The sequence below is a fragment of the Streptomyces blastmyceticus genome, assembly GCF_039521185.1.
In the GTDB taxonomy this organism is placed as follows: Bacteria; Actinomycetota; Actinomycetes; order Streptomycetales; family Streptomycetaceae; genus Streptomyces; species Streptomyces blastmyceticus.
Genome location: NZ_BAAABW010000013.1, coordinates 283386 through 299023, shown reverse-complemented (window position 1 = coordinate 299023; position 15638 = coordinate 283386). Strand labels below are relative to the sequence as shown.

At 71.5% G+C, this 15638-nt stretch carries 15 protein-coding genes; 7 read left to right on the top strand and 8 right to left on the bottom strand.

The genetic code is table 11. The annotated features are described in order from the left end of the window. Window positions 1-36: 36 nt before the first annotated feature. Window positions 37-1665: a prenyltransferase/squalene oxidase repeat-containing protein gene (locus ABD269_RS11540; protein WP_344117700.1), complete on the top strand. Its 1629-nt coding sequence runs from the start codon at window positions 37-39 to the stop codon at window positions 1663-1665. A gap of 107 nt (window positions 1666-1772) precedes the next feature. Continuing rightward, the gene (locus ABD269_RS11535) at window positions 1773-3206 is read left to right on the top strand and encodes an FAD-dependent oxidoreductase (RefSeq protein ID WP_344117699.1); all 1434 of its coding nucleotides are present in this window, start codon (window positions 1773-1775) and stop codon (window positions 3204-3206) included. 194 nt (window positions 3207-3400) lie between these two features. Here ABD269_RS11535 and ABD269_RS11530 read toward each other — a convergent pair whose 3' ends face one another. The 6 genes from ABD269_RS11530 to ABD269_RS11505 all read right to left on the bottom strand — a co-directional run bounded on the left by ABD269_RS11530 (window position 3401) and on the right by ABD269_RS11505 (window position 8893). Further along, window positions 3401-3898, bottom strand: coding sequence for a GerMN domain-containing protein (locus ABD269_RS11530; protein ID WP_344117698.1), 498 nt, complete (start codon window positions 3896-3898; stop codon window positions 3401-3403). Next, entirely contained in the window at window positions 3895-5304 is a 1410-nt protein-coding gene (locus tag ABD269_RS11525; protein ID WP_344117697.1) for an ATP-binding protein, read from the bottom strand. The genes ABD269_RS11530 and ABD269_RS11525 overlap by 4 nt, the downstream gene beginning before the upstream one ends. Window positions 5305-5342: 38 nt before the next feature. Then, the gene (locus tag ABD269_RS11520; RefSeq protein ID WP_344117696.1) at window positions 5343-6035 is read right to left on the bottom strand and encodes a response regulator; all 693 of its coding nucleotides are present in this window, start codon (window positions 6033-6035) and stop codon (window positions 5343-5345) included. A gap of 100 nt (window positions 6036-6135) precedes the next feature. After that, window positions 6136-6714, bottom strand: coding sequence for a GerMN domain-containing protein (locus ABD269_RS11515; protein ID WP_344117695.1), 579 nt, complete (start codon window positions 6712-6714; stop codon window positions 6136-6138). Window positions 6715-6761: 47 nt separating this feature from the next. Beyond that, window positions 6762-8012, bottom strand: a complete 1251-nt coding sequence (locus tag ABD269_RS11510) for an acyltransferase family protein (RefSeq protein ID WP_344117694.1) — start codon at window positions 8010-8012, stop codon at window positions 6762-6764. A gap of 47 nt (window positions 8013-8059) precedes the next feature. Further along, window positions 8060-8893: an SGNH/GDSL hydrolase family protein gene (locus tag ABD269_RS11505; RefSeq protein WP_344117693.1), complete on the bottom strand. Its 834-nt coding sequence runs from the start codon at window positions 8891-8893 to the stop codon at window positions 8060-8062. 233 nt (window positions 8894-9126) lie between these two features. Here ABD269_RS11505 and ABD269_RS11500 point away from each other — a divergent pair, with 233 nt between their 5' ends. Both ABD269_RS11500 and ABD269_RS11495 read left to right on the top strand, forming a co-directional pair. After that, window positions 9127-10107 carry a helix-turn-helix transcriptional regulator gene (locus tag ABD269_RS11500; protein WP_344117692.1) on the top strand — a complete coding sequence of 327 codons (981 nt, stop codon included), beginning with the start codon at window positions 9127-9129 and terminating at the stop codon, window positions 10105-10107. Beyond that, on the top strand, window positions 10104-11093 hold the full coding sequence (locus ABD269_RS11495) for a radical SAM protein (RefSeq protein WP_344117691.1): 990 nt from the start codon (window positions 10104-10106) through the stop codon (window positions 11091-11093). Before ABD269_RS11500 ends, ABD269_RS11495 begins: the two co-directional genes overlap by 4 nt. A gap of 29 nt (window positions 11094-11122) precedes the next feature. Here the strand turns inward: ABD269_RS11495 and ABD269_RS11490 are convergent, their stop codons facing one another. Together ABD269_RS11490 and ABD269_RS11485 are read right to left on the bottom strand one after the other, a co-directional pair. Continuing rightward, window positions 11123-11581 (bottom strand): VOC family protein, encoded by a 459-nt coding sequence (locus tag ABD269_RS11490; RefSeq protein ID WP_344117690.1) that lies wholly within the window; start codon window positions 11579-11581, stop codon window positions 11123-11125. 130 nt (window positions 11582-11711) lie between these two features. Then, window positions 11712-11864: a LuxR C-terminal-related transcriptional regulator gene (locus ABD269_RS11485; RefSeq protein WP_344117887.1), complete on the bottom strand. Its 153-nt coding sequence runs from the start codon at window positions 11862-11864 to the stop codon at window positions 11712-11714. Between the two features lie 861 nt (window positions 11865-12725). Here ABD269_RS11485 and pqqD point away from each other — a divergent pair. The 3 genes from pqqD to ABD269_RS11470 all read left to right on the top strand — a co-directional run bounded on the left by pqqD (window position 12726) and on the right by ABD269_RS11470 (window position 15636). Then, window positions 12726-12947: a pyrroloquinoline quinone biosynthesis peptide chaperone PqqD gene (pqqD, locus tag ABD269_RS11480; protein WP_344117689.1), complete on the top strand. Its 222-nt coding sequence runs from the start codon at window positions 12726-12728 to the stop codon at window positions 12945-12947. Beyond that, window positions 12944-14065, top strand: a complete 1122-nt coding sequence (gene pqqE / locus ABD269_RS11475; RefSeq protein WP_344117688.1) for a pyrroloquinoline quinone biosynthesis protein PqqE — start codon at window positions 12944-12946, stop codon at window positions 14063-14065. Before pqqD ends, pqqE begins: the two co-directional genes overlap by 4 nt. 578 nt (window positions 14066-14643) lie before the next feature. After that, window positions 14644-15636 carry a TauD/TfdA dioxygenase family protein gene (locus ABD269_RS11470; protein ID WP_425572873.1) on the top strand — a complete coding sequence of 331 codons (993 nt, stop codon included), beginning with the start codon at window positions 14644-14646 and terminating at the stop codon, window positions 15634-15636. Window positions 15637-15638 lie beyond the last annotated feature (2 nt).

Here is a 15638-nt window from a genome sequence, read left to right as displayed (position 1 = left end):
CCCCGATGGCCTCGATCCTCGCTACCGGCCGGCCTCATGGCGGCCACCGCCCGGCTGCGCTTCCACCTCACGTCCCGGATCGGACCGGACGGCGCCCTGCGCGAACCGTGCCACAGCCGCGTCCTGGAGTCCGCCCTGCTCTTGACACTTCTCGAACGCGCCCGGAAGGAGACCGTCGCACGCAGCCGCTTGACCGCCTACCTGAACAGCCACCGGGACTCCTCGCAGCCGCTGGACCGGCTGCTGGCCCGCGCCGCCCTCGGCCGCCGGACGGAGAGGGCTGATCTGCTGGACGTCGACGATTTCCTGAGCCGGGCACCGGACTTCACCGGGCCTCGTAAGAGAGCCCTGCTCGACGCGGTCCTGTATCTCCTCGGTGCCGGCCTCGCCCCGCAGGCGCCCGCGCCCCGAGCGTTCTCGCAACGCTTTCTTCACCCCTGGGCACGCGTCCAGGTCACCGCCGTCAAGGTCATCCTGGCCCACGCTCACGGACTCATCGACACGTTCAGGGATGAGGACGTGAGCCTGTTGCGCTCCACCCAGCGGACAGGAACGGTCTGGGAGGGCAACCTCCTGATACACCTCTCCGTACTGCATGCCCTTGCTCTTGCACCCGGCCACGACCAACTGGTCACAGAAGGAATCCGGACCGCCTTGGAGCACCAGCGCGCCGACGGCGGGATGCCCTTCATCTGCAACGAGGACACCTGGGCGACCGCCATCGCCGGCGTCGCCCTGCACGCGACCGGGGCCGGCCGACCGGTCATGGAGCGCATCGCCGGACGTCTGATCGCCCTCCAGCAACCGAACGGGGGGTGGTCCCACAGCGAGCACGCTCAGCTGACCGACGTGGACTGCACCTCCGTCGCCGTCGAAGCCCTCCATCTCACGGACCCGGCCGCCCACCGGCCCCGGATCCGTCGAGCCGTCGGCGCTCTGCACGCAGTGCGTGGCCAGGACGGGGGCTTCCCGACCTACCTCTCCGGCGCACCGTCGGAGGCGTGCATGACCGCGGCCGCCGCGAACGCCCTCTCCACGCAAGGCACAGCGCAACACGACATGCTGGCCCAGACTCTCGCCTACCTCACTTCCCAGCAGCGTGAAGACGGAACGTTCCCCCCGGACTGGAGCAGCAGCCGCCACCACACCGTCTTCCGCGCAACCCTCGCCGCCACTGCGGGTGCCGACGCTCCGGACGATCCGGTGCAGGGCATGACCCGGCGGTGCCGGAAGCTGGTCCTGGACACACAGAACGCGGACGGAGGCTGGGGCCAGCAAGACGGTGCGGCCAGCGACGCACTGAGCACCGCGTACGCCCTGATCACCCTGACAACAGCAGGTGCCGGACCTGAGGCGCTCGCGGCCGCCACAGGCGCAACCGCCTACCTGCTCACCCAGCAGCGCCCCGACGGGTCGATCGCCGGCGTGCCCGATTCCATCGGTCCACGCCCCTTCGGTTTCGCCATCCCCGTTCTCACCGACGCCTTCACACTCCTGGCCCTCGGCCACCTCACTCACCGGGTCGCCCCCGAGGCGCCCACGACAGCGCGAAGGCCGACACGGTCGGCGTTACCGGATCCGACCGCCTGCCGCGCCCACCCGGGCCGCCCGGCCGCCTCGCGACAGACGCATGAAACCTCGCACCGTCGCAGCCACACGCCCTGACCGGCCCTGCCCCGGAGGTCCAGCATGCCCCGTTCCCCTCGACCGAACGCGTCGCGGAGTGCTGCCCCCAGCTCACCGACCTGGCTGATCCTCACTACGAGCGCCCTGTGACCGCGCAGGCGCCCGGGCGTCCTCCCGGCAACAGCGACCACGGACCGGCTGCACGGGCCGTGGGCTGGAACGCGGCCGTGGTCCTCGGCGGCGGGTACGCGGGGCTGCTCGCCGCCCGCGTCCTGGCCGACCACTTCCACCTGGTCACCGTGATCGAACGCGACCCGTCCCCCGCACCCGGTGGACCCGTGCCCCGCCCCGGCGTGCCACAGGCCCACCACCCCCACGCCCTCCTGGCCCGCGGCGCCGAACATCTGGAAGAACTCTTCCCCGGACTACGCGACGAACTCACCGCCCGGGGCTGCCCGGCCGCGGACTTCGCCGCAGCCACCCGCATCCTCTTCCCCACCGGCTGGGCACCACGCACCCCCGTCGGTTTCGACGTCCAGCTCATGGCACGCGCCGTTCTGGAAGACGTCCTGCGCGACCGGGTCACCGCCCTGGCACCGGTGGCCTTCCGCTACGGCCTGCACGCCGAACACCTCCTCCTGCCCCACCCTCCGGCCCTCGGCTGCACAGGGGTGGTGGTCAGGCCTCGCAGGAGTGACGCTCCCGAGGAAGTGATCGAGGCAGACCTGATCGTCGACGCGACCGGCCGGGGGACGCGGCTGCCGCTCTGGCTCACCGACGCCGGCTACCCGCTCCCCGGCAGTGTCACAGTCGACGGGAAAATCACCTACGCCTCCCGCATCTACACCCTCCAAGAAGACCCCGGCCAGGACTGGTTCGCCTCCTACCAGCCTGCACTCGCCCCCCACTCACCACGAGGCGCCGTCGCCGCCCGCATCGGCCCAACCCTGTGGCAGCTCGGCCTGATCGGAGCAGCCGGCCACACCCCGCCCACCGACGAAGACGGCTTCCGCGCCTACGCCGCAGCCCTCGAAAACCCCGACTTCACCCACATCATCGAAAACGGCACACCCCACGGCCCCATCAGACAGACCCACGCCACCGCCAACCGCTGGCACCGCTACGACCGCATGCCCCGCTGGCCCGAACGCCTCATCGCCCTCGGCGACAGCATCTGCGCCCTCAACCCCGTCTACGGGCAAGGCATGACGGTCGCCGCCCAGCAGGCCAAGCTTCTCGACACGCTGCTCACCCAGAAGGCGCAGACAAACCGGATCAAGGGCGCGCCCAGCACACTCGATCGCCTCGGGCCGGTATTCCAGCGACGGGCAGCCGCCCTCACCCGCGGCCCCTGGCTGCTCAACACCTCCGCCGACCGGGCCTGGCAACCACAGACCGCGCCCCTGAGCACCCGCCTCGCCACCCGGTACCTCACCGCCCTCACCGCACGCCTGCCCCACCACCCCGCCCTCTTCCTCCGCTTCGCCCGCAGCATGCACATGCTCGACGCCCCCGCCACCCTGGCCACACCCCGCGCACTGGCCCAACTCGCCTCCGTCTCCTCGGTCGCCCGCCCCTAACGAAGCAGCCGGCGTTCCAGTGCTACGCCCCTCAAGGAGGAGACCCCTCCGGCAACGCCCAATAGCCCACCGCACGCAGGAGTCCCGCCGGAAGCATTCCTGCGGGACTTCTCTTCTCACCTCTCGCGGGGTTCCTCACCTCTCACACTGCCCCTATAGCGGGGTTCATGACTCTGTGGGTCTGACCACCCCGGCTACCGTGCGCACGTCTCCCCGACAGGTTCGCCGCCCTCCGCGTGGTGCAGTCGCACCCGGACGTTCTCCGGTCCGGTGCCGACCACCGCCACGGCATCGGCCGCCGTGCAGACCAGCTGCCGCAGGGCAGTGCGGTTGGCCGTCCAGGCCGGCGGGAGGTGCACATCCACGGTGCCTCGCTCCCGTGTGACGGCGGTCGGCGCGGGAGTTCCGGACGGGATGAACGTGACCAGGCCACGGGTGCGTTCGGCCGGGTCGGGGCCCTGGGCGAGCCGGTCCATGGCGGCCTGAGGCGCGTCGGGGCCGCCGTAGGGGCGGGAGACGCGTTCGAGGCCGACGGGCGAGGAGAAATAGATGTGGATGACGGCGGCCGGATGTCTTCCGGGGAGCGGCAGGCCGGAGGCGGGGGCACCGGCCCGGGTGGGGCCCGTGTCGGCGATGCCGCAGGCGGTCAGGGGCGACAGGGCCAGGACGAGGGCGAGCAGGCGCCGTCTCACACCGGGGCCCAAGGGAGCGTGAGGGTGAACACCGCGCCTGCGCCTGGGGCGTTGGCAGCGGTGAGGGTGCCGCCGTGGAGGCGGGCGTTCTCGGCGGCGATGGCGAGGCCCAGGCCGCTGCCCTCGCTGCGGGTCCGGGCCTTGTCGCCCTTGGTGAAGCGGTCGAAGACGTGCGGCAGGACGTCGTCGGGAATGCCGGGGCCGCCGTCGGTGACGGTGATGACGAGCCGGTCGTCCTCGGCGCGGGCCCGGACGTCCACCGGTACGGACGGGCCGCCGTGGCGCAGGGCGTTGCCGATGAGGTTGGCCAGGACGACGTCGACGCGCCGCGGGTCGAGGCGGGCGCGCAGCCCCGGCGGCACATCGGCGCCGACCCGGTCCTGCCAGTGCCGCAACGCGAGCGTCTTGCCGACGAGTTCGCCGACGTCGATCTCGTCGATCTCCAGGACGGCGGCACCGGCGTCGAACCGGGAGATCTCCATCAGGTCCTCGACCATGCGCACGAGCTTGTTCGTCTCGTCGGCGACCAGCTCCAGTGCCTCGGAGGTCTCGGGGTCCAGGCGCCCGGAGGCGGCGTCCTGGTCGAGGACCCCGGTGACGGCGGTCATCGCGGCGAGCGGGGTGCGCAGTTCGTGGGAGACGTCCGCGGCGAAGCGGCGGGCCCGGGCCTCCATGGCGCGCAGCGTGGCCGCGTCGGCCTGGAGGGTGGCGGCCATGGTGTTGAACGTGCGGCCGAGGTCGGCCAGTTCGTCGTCGCCGGTGACGCGGATCCGGGTGTCGAGGGCGCCGGCGGCCATGTTCTCGGCGGCGGAGCGCAGTTGCCGTACGGGGCGCAGGACGCGGCGGGCCGCGAGCAGCGCCGGGACGACGGCCAGCAGGACGACGGGCAGGGCGCCGGCCCGCGCGGCCGCGACGAGGGCGGCGACGTCGCGCTCCTGGCCGGCGAGCGAGAAGGACGCGTAGACGACCAGCCCGGACGGCTCGGCCGGGCGGTCGGCGCGGGTGACCGGGAGTGCGACGGCGAGCCAGGGCTCGTCGGCGTGGTGGAAGCGCTGGACGACGGCGGTACGGGCCGAGGCGGCCGCGCCGCGCAGCCGTTCGGGCAGGGCGGGCGCGGGGCCCGCGGCGGAGACGAGGGCGTCGTCGCGGTAGGCGGCCGCGGTGCGCCAGTCCCGGGAGCCGCCGGCCCGGTCGAGCTGGAGGGTCAGGGCGCGCAGGTCCGTGGCGGCCGGGGCGGCGGGCAGGTCGGGGGCCAGGGAGCCGACCTGGGCGCGCAGGTCGTGCACGGCGTCGTCCCGGGCGCGGTCCAGGATCGCGGCCCGGGCCTGACGGAAGGTCAGAGCGGCGGCGGCGAGCGCGCTGACCGTCGCGACCAGGAGGAACGCGACGACGAGGCGGGTGCGCAAGCCCCTGGGGACGAGGCGGCGCGGGAAGCGGCGGCGTCTCACAGCGGTCCGAAGCGGTAGCCGAAGCCGCGCACGGTCTGGACGTAGCGCGGGTTCCGCTGGTCGTCCTCGATCTTGGCGCGCAGCCGCTTCACACACGCGTCGACGAGGCGCGCGTCGCCGTAGTAGCTGTGCTCCCAGACCTCCTCCAGGAGCTGCCGGCGGCTGAACGTCTGCCCCGGGGAGGCCGAAAGGAACAGCAGGAGCTTCAACTCGGACGGAGCGAGGGTGAGTTCACGGCCGTGTTTGCACACGCGCACCGCCGAGGCGTCGACCTCCAGATCGCCGTGGGTCAGGGGTCCGTCGTGGTGGCCGGCGCCGGGCTGCCTGGGGGCGACGCGGCGCAGCACCGCGCGCATGCGTGCCTCGATGACCTCGGTGCCGGCGGGCTTGACGATGTAGTCGTCGGCTCCCGCCTCCAGGCCCACCACGACGTCGATGTCGTCGCCGCGTGCGGAGAGGATCACGATGGGCACCTGGCTGACCTCGCGGATGCGGCGGCACACCTCCAGTCCGCTCATGCCGGGCAGCATCAGATCGAGGAGGACGATGTCCGGCGCGAACGGGGCGAGCGACTCCAGGCCGTCCTCGCCGGTGCCGACCGCCTCCGTCTCGTGGCCGTTGCGGCGCAGTCCCAGGGTGACGCCGCGGCGCACGGCGGGGTCGTCCTCGATCAGCAGGACGCGTGTCATGGACCGGCCCTCTCCTCTCGCTCGTCGGCGTGGCCACCCTCTCCCGCTGGGCGGGGCAAAAGGGTCGATACAGGTTGAACATATCCATTCAGATGGCGCGTCAGCGGGTTCCGCGCGGCGCTCCCACCGGGGCGGCCGCGCCGGTCTCGTCGCACATCACCGGCCACGGTCCGCCGGACAGCCCCGACTCGTGGACGTGGACGACCACATCCGCCGGCCGTTTCCCGCCCGGGACCCCCGGTGCCGCGGCGGCCGTGCACACCAACTGGTTCACCGCCGCCCGGTCCAGTTCCGACACCAGCCACGGCAGGTACAGGTCCACCGTCCCCGGTGCCGTCGGCTCGGCCCGCACCCGGTGCGTCCCGGCCGGCAGAGCGCTGACCAGCCCGCGCGCCCGCTCGTCCCGGGTCGGGCCGGCCAGCAGTTCATCCAGCACCTGCTGCGGTCCGGCGCCGACGGGCGCGGGGCGGGCGGCGGGCCAGCTGCCGTTCGGGGCGACGAAGTACACCCGCAGCCAGTGAGCGGCGTCAGCCGTACGGGCCCCGCCGGCCGGAGCGCCGTCCGCCGTCGGTCCGGTGTCGGGGACGCCGCAGGCGGCGAGTGCCCAGATCGCGAGCAGGGCCGCGCCGGCGGTCCGGGCCGTCCGCCACAGGGGTCTGGAAGGAGCCTTCGTCGGCATGCGCCCAGTCTCCCCGCGGACCGGGCCGGACTCCTCGCACCCGCGTCTCACGGCGCGGTCAGCCGTCCGATGTCCACGGTTCCCGCGCCGGGATGCGGCTGCGGTACGGCCGTCCACACACCTGCCGCGACGGCGAGGGCGGCGGCGAGCGCCACCAGGCCCCGCCGCCCGGTCGCCCATCGCGCCCGGAGCCGGACCGGATCCTCCACCAGGACCTTCGTCGCCCACGCGGCGAGCAGCGACACCCCGATCGCGACGGCCGTGCGGCCCCACCCGCCGACGCCGGCCACCGTCCGGGGCAGCAGCAGGTACACCGGCCAGTGCCACAGGTACAGGCTGTACGACAGCTCCCCGAGCCGCCGCGGGACCGTGCTCCCGGCCAGCCGTCCGGCACGTCCGTCCGGGGACTGGGCGAGCAGCCCGATCAGCAGGGCGCAGGCCACGGAGTGCGCGAACAGGCCGCCTTGGAAGAGGCCGGGCGCGTTCTGGCCGTCCGTCAACACCCAGGCGGCGCCGAGGCCGCACGCCAGCGCGGCGCACAGCCCGTCCGACGTCGGCCCCGGGACGCGGGCGAGCAGCCGCCGGACCGGCGCCGTGGCGGTCAGCGCGCCGAGCAGCAGCGCGAACGCCCGGGTGTCGGTGCCCTCGTACGCGCGCGTCGTGTCCACCGCGTCCCCGTGGACGATCATCAACGCGAGCGAGACGAGCGCTCCCGCAGCGGCGAGGGCGGCCACCCGCCCCTGACCGCCCCGGCCCCGCCCGGCCAGTGTCACGACCACCGGCCAGGCCAGGTAGAACTGCCACTCGACGGCGATGCTCCACAGGTGCGCGAAGACGCGGGTGCCCGAGGCGTTCCAGTACCCGATCTGCTCGGCGATGAAGTGCCAGTTCACGGCCTGGGCCGCGACCCACGGTGTGTCGTCGAGCGCGAAGAGCAGGGCGGACGGCGCCCCGAACGCCCAGGTGAGCAGAAGGGTGGCGACGACCGTGACGGCCAGCGCGGGCAGCAGGCGACGGGCCCGCCGGCCCCAGAACGCGGCCAGCGCGATCCGGCCACGGTTCGCCGTCTCCCCCAGGAGCAGGCCGGTGATCAGGAAGCCGGACAGCACGAAGAAGAGGTCGACGCCCAGGAAACCCCCGTCGAGGTGCCCCGCGTGGAAGAGCAGGACGGCGAGCACGGCCAGCCCGCGCAGGCCGTCGAGCGGAGCGATGCGCGCGGCGCGGGCCGGGTCGCGAGCGGGCCCGGGGCGGGGGCGGCGGTGGGAACGGGATGCGGGCACGGGCACAGATACGGGCATGGGGCGGTCCAGGTGGGATGGCGGGAGGGCTTGCGCGGTGCTCCGGCTCAGCGGCAGCCGAGCTTGCCGTACCGCTCGTCGCCGGTCCACGAGCCGGTCGCCCAGTTCGCCGGGTCCGCCGGAGCGAACCCGTACGCCGTACCGAGCTGCTGCGTGAACCACTTGGCGAAGGCGGCGGAGCCCTGCTGACAGGAGTGAATGCCGTCGGACGACCGCTGGGCCTTCCCGGCCCCGGCATCGGTGCCCCACAGCGCGGAGGAGTCGAGGAACCGCGCCTTGCCGCCGCTGCGGTCGGCAGCTTCCTTGGCCGCCTTCGGCGCGCTCTCGATCGCGCCCGCGTACTTCTTGTAGAAATCGTCGATCTTGAATGGCGGAGCCGAGACGATCACCAACTCGGCACCGGCGTCCCGCGCGGTCTTCGCGAGCTTCTCGTACGAGGCACGCTGCTGCTCGGCACTGCCCCAGTCGTAAGTGGTGATCTGGTAGGCGATCACGTTCGGGCGGAAAGACGCGATGTTCTTCGCAAGGTCCTTCCACGTCCCCTCCGCGATCTTCCCGGCCATCTCGTCGCCCTCGACGACGGTGCCGCCGCCGTCGGAGGCCGCGTTCTTGAACTCCGCACCGCTCGCCTTCAGCGCCGCCTCCAGGGGCGGGGCTTCGGCGCCGGCAATGGAGTCGCCCATCCACAGAATCTTCTTGCCCGTCTGCGCCGCCGAGGTGCCGCCCGTCTTCGAGCCGCCGTCCTTCTCGTCCCCGGCTCCGCAGCCGGTGAGCGCGGCACCGGTCACCGCCGTGGCCGCGAGGAGCGCGGCAAGCGCGGTCGGGCGGTGACGGCGGCGGGAGAACGGGTGGGTCTGGTGAGCAGTGATGTCCTTGTGCATGCCTGCAGGCAATCAGCGCGCCCGGCCGGTTCGCCCCGCGGTCATCGATCGGTCACACAACAGGCAAGAAGCGGTCACCGGGACCACCGCCCTCGCACCGAGCCCGATCCTGCTCACCACCCGCCTCCGCCAGGGCCCGCGCCTCGCTGACCTCATGGACAGAATGGCTGCTCAGTGCCCCGACTCCGGGTTTTAGGTCAGGAAATGTCCTATTGGGCTGGGATGCTCCGGGCATGAGTGACACTCCCGGCCGCCTGCTGCGGCTGCTCTCCCTGCTGCAGTCCCCGCGCGAATGGCCCGGTCACGAGCTCGCCGAGCGTCTGGGCGTCAGCCCGCGCACCATCCGCCGCGACGTCGACCGGCTGCGCGAACTCGGCTACCCCGTACACGCCACGCAGGGCAACACCGGCGGCTACCGGCTCACCGCCGGCACCGCCATACCGCCCCTCCTCCTGGACGACGACGAGGCCGTGGCCATCGCGATCGGCCTGCGCACCGCCGCCGCAGGCTCGGTCACCGGCATCGAGGAGACCTCCGTACGCGCCCTGGCCAAGCTGGAACAGGTCCTCCCCTCCCGCCTGCGCCGCCGTGTGACTGTGCTCCAAGAGGCCGCGGTCGCCATTCCGCAGGGCGGGCCGAGCGCCGACGCCGAACACCTCGCCCTCCTGGCCGCCGCCTGTGTTACCCACGAGAAGGTCCGCTTCACCTACCGCGCCGCGAACGGGCAGGAGACCCGCCGCCTGGCCGAGCCCCACAGCCTCGTCGCCGCCGGACGCCGCTGGTACCTGGTCGCCCACGACTGCGACCGCGCCGACTGGCGCACCTTCCGCCTCGACCGCCTCACCGACCTGCTGCGCACCGGCGCGCGCGTCCCGGCCCGCGAACTGCCCGGCGGCGTGGACGCCGCCACCTGGGTCTCGACCACCCTCAGCGGCACCGCCGGCCACCGCGCCCTGCTCCTCGTCCACGCCCCCGCCGAGCAGGTCGCCGACCGCGTCCCCGCCACCCTCGGCGTCGTCGAACCCGTCGACGACCACACCTGCCGGCTCCTCACCGGAGCCGACTCCCTCGAATACCTGGCCTACCGCATCGCCGTCCTCGGCTTCGACTTCGACGTCCTCGACCCGCCCGAACTCGTCCCGCACCTGCGGACGTTGGGAGAGCGCGTCCTGCGCGCCGCGCACACCGCCGAGCAGGCAGGGGACGCCAGGTGAACAGCCAGCCGGGGCTCTTCGACGCGGCCGAGGTTGCTCCGCCACCCACACCGGCCCCCGGCTTCCAGGGCATCACCTTCCACGAACAGCGCGCCCGCACCCTGCTCAACAAGATCCCCGGGGCCCGCCCCGGCGGCATGGCCTGGACCCTCAATCCCTACCGTGGCTGCACCCATGCCTGCACCTACTGCTTCGCCCGCGACGGCCACGACCGCCTCGGCTTCGACACCGGCAGCGGCTTCAACACCCAGGTCGTCGTCAAGACCAACGCCGCCGACGTCCTGCGCCGCGAACTGCGCGGCGGCAAGACCGGCGACGACTGGGTCATGGTCGGCACCTCCACCGACTGCTACCAACGGGCCGAAGGCCACTACCGATTGATGCCCGGAATCCTGGGCGCGCTCGCGAAGTACCACGTCAACTTCACCACCACGACCAAGAGCGCCCTCCTGCGCCGCGACATCCCCCTTTTCGCCGAAGCCGCCCGCGTCGCGAACGTCCTGGTCATGACCTCCCTCGGCTCCCTCGACGAGCGGGTGTGGCGCGCCTTCGAACCCGGCGCCGCACCCCCGTGCGCCCGCCTCGCCACCATCGCCGCCCTGCGTGATGCGGGCGTTCCCGCAGGCGTCCTGATCGCCCCAGTCATCCCCCACGCCGGCGACCAACCCGCCGCCCTCAATGCGCTCGTCGACGCCTGCGCCGAGGCCGGCGCCGTCACCGTCTACCCCGACGTGATGCGCATCAGCCCCGGCGCCCGCAACTGGTTCCTCCGGCAGTCCGCCCTCCACCTGCCGCCCCGCCTCCACCAGCGCCTGGCCACCTCCTACGCCAACAGCCGCTCCATGCCCGCCTCATACGTCCGCGAGGTCACCGCCCACCTCCACACCCGGGCCGCCCACCACGGACTGCCACGCTGGGAGGACTACATACGCGACGTCAGCCGCCGCACCCCGGACAGCACAAACCCCCGCCTCCGGGACCGCTGAACGGTTCCGGAGGCGGGGGCATCAACTGATCAGCCCTGCTTCAGGTAGCAGTTGGACTCCCAGATCACGCCGTGGCGGTCCTGGACGATGCCGAAGACGGTTCCCCAGAACTTCTCCTCCAGCGGCTCCATGACCGTCCCGCCCTCGGCGAGCCTGTCGAACTCCGCCTTCTGGACGGCCGTGTCGGTGTGCTGGAGCCCGACATGGATATTGTTGCCGACGACCGCGCCGCCGTCCTTCGCGTAGACGCCCTCATCGGACAGCTCGGCCACGTTCAGACCACTGCCGTCGGCGAACTGCAGCTTGGAGTACACCACCGTACGGTTCGCGCCAGGAACCTTGTCCATGCCCGGAACCTGCGACAGCAGCATGGTGCGCTCGGCGATCTCCTCGACGCCGAAGACCTCCCGGTAGAACGCGACGGCCTCGTAGCTGCTGTTGACGTACAGCATCGGGGTGAACCGCTGCATCGTTTCCTTCTGGGCCATTACTGGCTCCTTTCCTTTGCCGGCAAAGCCGTTGATCACGAGATGAGCAGAGAGGTTTCCCTGCGACGTGACCCACGCTAGATGCCCAATAGGTCGGCAAATGTCCTATTGGCTGCGGCCGGAGGAACCGTCAGATCCAACTGTTGGTGCGGGCGATACGGATGACGTCGGCCCGGCTGCGGGCCTTGAGCTTCCCGGTGATCGCGGCGAGATGGTTGCGCACGGTTCCAGGCGCCAGGTGGGGCGCAGCCGCGATACCGGCGGGAGCGCGCCCTTGGGACAGCGAGGTCGAGAACCTCGCTGTCCCGGCGGGTCAACGGGCTGCACTCGGCAAGCAGGGCCCCGGCTACCACGTCCGGGTCCAGGAGTCGCTCCCCCGGCAGCGACCCGCCAGACGCCGTCGATGAGGACAGCGAGGGGGATGTCCCTGTTGAGTTGGGCCGCCTACCCCGTCGGGCCACGCGGCCCGCACCACAGCCGGGCGGTCGGCGCTGCCGAGCGGCAGTTGGCACGGAGGCAGGGCCCGGCACAGCCGGGCAATGGTGACGGCCGCCGCCCGTGCGGTGTGCAATTTCTCGCGCAGCCGTTCCAGCGACAGCCCCTCATCCTGTTCGGGAGTGGAGAGGGTGAGCAGCACGTGTGCCGCAGTGAGCAGGTAGCGGATCGGCAGCACGGGGCGATGATGTCGTCGCTGTCGGAGCAGGTGACGTCCACGCCCACCAGGGTGCGGAAGATACGAGCGTGCAGCAGACGAGACCACAATGCGGAGGAGGGCTCACTCTCCATGGCCGCTTCGGAGCTGGCCAGGGCCACGCCTGGTACTCCAGCAGCGTTTCTCTATCGGTGCTGGAGTAGGCGGGACAGGCCCTGCACAAGCCGGCTTCGAACTCACACCGCACGCACGAGTGAACGATCCGACCGGCATCCGGCTTGTTTGCCGCGTTCCGTGCGCCGCACGTGCGCCGTACGGTGACAACCTCACACCCCCGTACGGAAGGCGGCAGTCCTATGGACACCTCCCATGAGGTCGAGGCGGATGTCTGGGAGCGACCCGACTACACGGTCGTCGGGGCAGAGCCGGAGGTCTCCGGACACAGCCTCACTGTCCGTTGAGGTCTGGGAGCCCGCGCTGGCCCACGCCACCGTGCTGCGATACGACGGCGTCCGAGAGCGGGAGCTGCTGATCGTTCCCGAGCGCGTGGTAATTCTCAACCGTCAGGCAGGGGAAGTCCTGCGCCTGTGCGACGGCACCCGCTCCGTCAAGGAGATCATCGCCGTGCTCGCCGAGCGCTACCCGCACGCTCCCGTGGCCGCGGATGTGCTGGACTTCCTCGGCCGGATGCGCAGCGAGAGGTGGCTCCGATGACAGATGCCCTCTCCGGTACGGCTCCCCCGTGGTCGCTGATAGCCGAGGTCACCCACGCGTGCCCCCTGCGCTGCCCGTACTGTTCCAACCCACTTGACCTGACGCGCCGTTCTCGCGAGCTGGAGACGGCGGAGTGGGTCCGGGTCATGCAGGAGGCTGCCGACCTGGGCGTCGTGCACGCCCATCTGTCCGGCGGGGAGCCGCTGCTGCGGCCGGATCTGGCCGCGATCACCGCAGCTGCCACTCGGGCGGGGCTGTACACCCAGCTCGTCACCAGCGGGGTCGGACTGACCGAGGAGCAGCTGAAACAGCTGGCCGGGGCGGGGCTGCGCAGTGTCCAGCTGTCGGTGCAGGACTCCACGCCCGGCGCCTCCGACCGGATCGCCGGCCGCCGTGGTTCATTTGCCACGAAGGAGCGGGCGGCGGCTGCCGTGCGCGCGGTGGGGCTGTTCCTCTGCCTCGATGTCGTCCTGCACCGGGAGAACCTGGACTCCCTCGGTGACATCGTCGAGCTGGGCCTGGCCTGGGGCGTGGACAAGCTGGAGCTGGCACATGTCCAGTTCTACGGCTGGGCCCTGGCCAATCGGCAGGCTCTGCTTCCGTCCCGCGAGCAGGTGGCCCGCGCCCGCAAGGAGTTCGAGCAGTGGCGGGCGCGGCTGGCGGGGCAGCTGGAGCTCGTATGGGTGGTACCGGACTACTTCGAGGGCGTGCCCAAGCCTTGTATGGGCGGCTGGGGCGTGGCCTCGCTGACCGTGACACCGGACGGCACGGTGCTGCCCTGCCCGGCGGCGTCCGCGCTGCCGGGCCTTGATCCCTCGAACGTCAAGGACCACTCGCTGGCCTGGATCTGGGAGCACTCCCCGGCCTTCAACGCCTACCGGGGCACCGCCTGGATGAGCGAACCGTGCCGCAGTTGCCCACAGCGGGAGCAGGACTTCGGCGGCTGCCGCTGCCAGGCCTTTGCCCTGGCCGGAGACGCGGCGCGGACGGACCCGGCATGCCGCTGGTCACCGGACCACCATCTCGTCCGGGCACTGACCGAGGCGGCTTCGAAGCCGCTGCCGGACGGTGACCGGACGGGGTGGACGCCACGTACACCGGGTAGGAACCGGCGATAAACCGCTTATCCACCGGTCGTGGACACCCCTCTGCCGATCGCCACGACCGGCTGTCTCCCCGTCCCCGTGCCCGACGTCTGCGTCCGCGTGAAACTGAACGTCGGTACCGGCAGGAGGACTCGTAAGCGCGTTCACCAGCATCCTTCATACCGGTCATGACTCCGAAGGCGGCGACAGCCAAGGCGACTGCCGGCACGAACACAGCCTTGTGCAGGTAGGGGCCCGGCGGGTCGCCGTAGTGCTGCGGGTCCCACGACGTGTAGGATAAAACCCAGGCCAGCCATATCAGGGCAAGGACTGCCAGCTCGACGATAGCCAGGGCCCAGGCCAGGCCCCGACCAGTGCGCTTGGGTTCCGTGGTCATCCAGCAACAGTCCCCCCAGCGGGCGTGCAGTGTCATGAGTACTCGTACTCATGCCCAGCCCACGGCAGCCGCGCCAATGGTCAAAGTTCCGTGACAACCGATCAATGCTCAGTGACAACGGACAACCTCCTGCGAACCGGTCGGGTTACCCGACTTTGACCGGGGAACACTGCTCCTGGTGAAGCGAGGGTCAGAGCCATGGACGGGAGGCGCAGTGTCTGAGGAGGCAGCGGCGACGGATCCGGCCGTCGCTGGGCTGGACGTGCGGCCGATGGCCACACATATCGGAGCTGAGATCCACGGTGTAGATCTGTGCAGCCCGTTGGATGACGGAGTCGTCGACGCAATCTGGTCTGCGGTATTGCGGTGGAAAGTGGTGTTCTTCCGTGAGCAGCACCTCGATCACGCCGGGCATATCGCGTTCGCCCGCCGGTTCGGTGAGCCCATCGTCTCTCCGTCGCGCGGCGACGCCTCTCCGGCAGCATTCCCGCACGTGCAGACGATGGTCGACCGGCTCAGGCTGTCCGAACGCTACGGGCAGGACCGCGCGCAGTGGTTGGACCGGCGGCGGCCCACTCTGCTCCACAAATGGCACAGTGACCTGACTCCCTGGATCGATCCCCCGGCCGCCACCATGCTGAGGGCAGAGGCCACCCCGCCGTACGGTGGGGACACAACGTGGGCGAACTTGGCGGCCGCCTACGCCGGCCTGTCCGAACCACTGCAGCGCCTCGCCATGAGTCTGCGAGCCGAGCACCGCCGAGGCGTCGGATACCTGCCACTGCCCGGCCACGACGCCTACGTGCAGGATCTGCAGGAGAATCCGGCGGTCTCGGTTCACCCGCTCGTGCGGGTACATCCTGAGACCCGGGAGCGACTGCTGCTCATCAGCCCCTACTACGTCGAGCGATTCGTCGAGCTGTCCCGGGGCGAAAGCCGCGCTCTGATCGAGATGTTCGTGGACCAGGCCACCCGGCCTGAATACACCGTCAGATTCCGGTGGGAGCCCGGGAGCATCGCGTTCTGGGACAACCGGGCCACGATTCACCTGGCTGCCCAGGACTCTGAGCATCTCGACTGCCCGCGAATCCTGCACCGAGTCATGCTCGCCGGCGATGTTCCTGTCGGGGTGGACGGGAATCCGTCTACAGCGGTCGCAGGGCGGCCTCTTGCCGAGCCGAGGGGCGAACTCGCCGCACCGCGCTGACG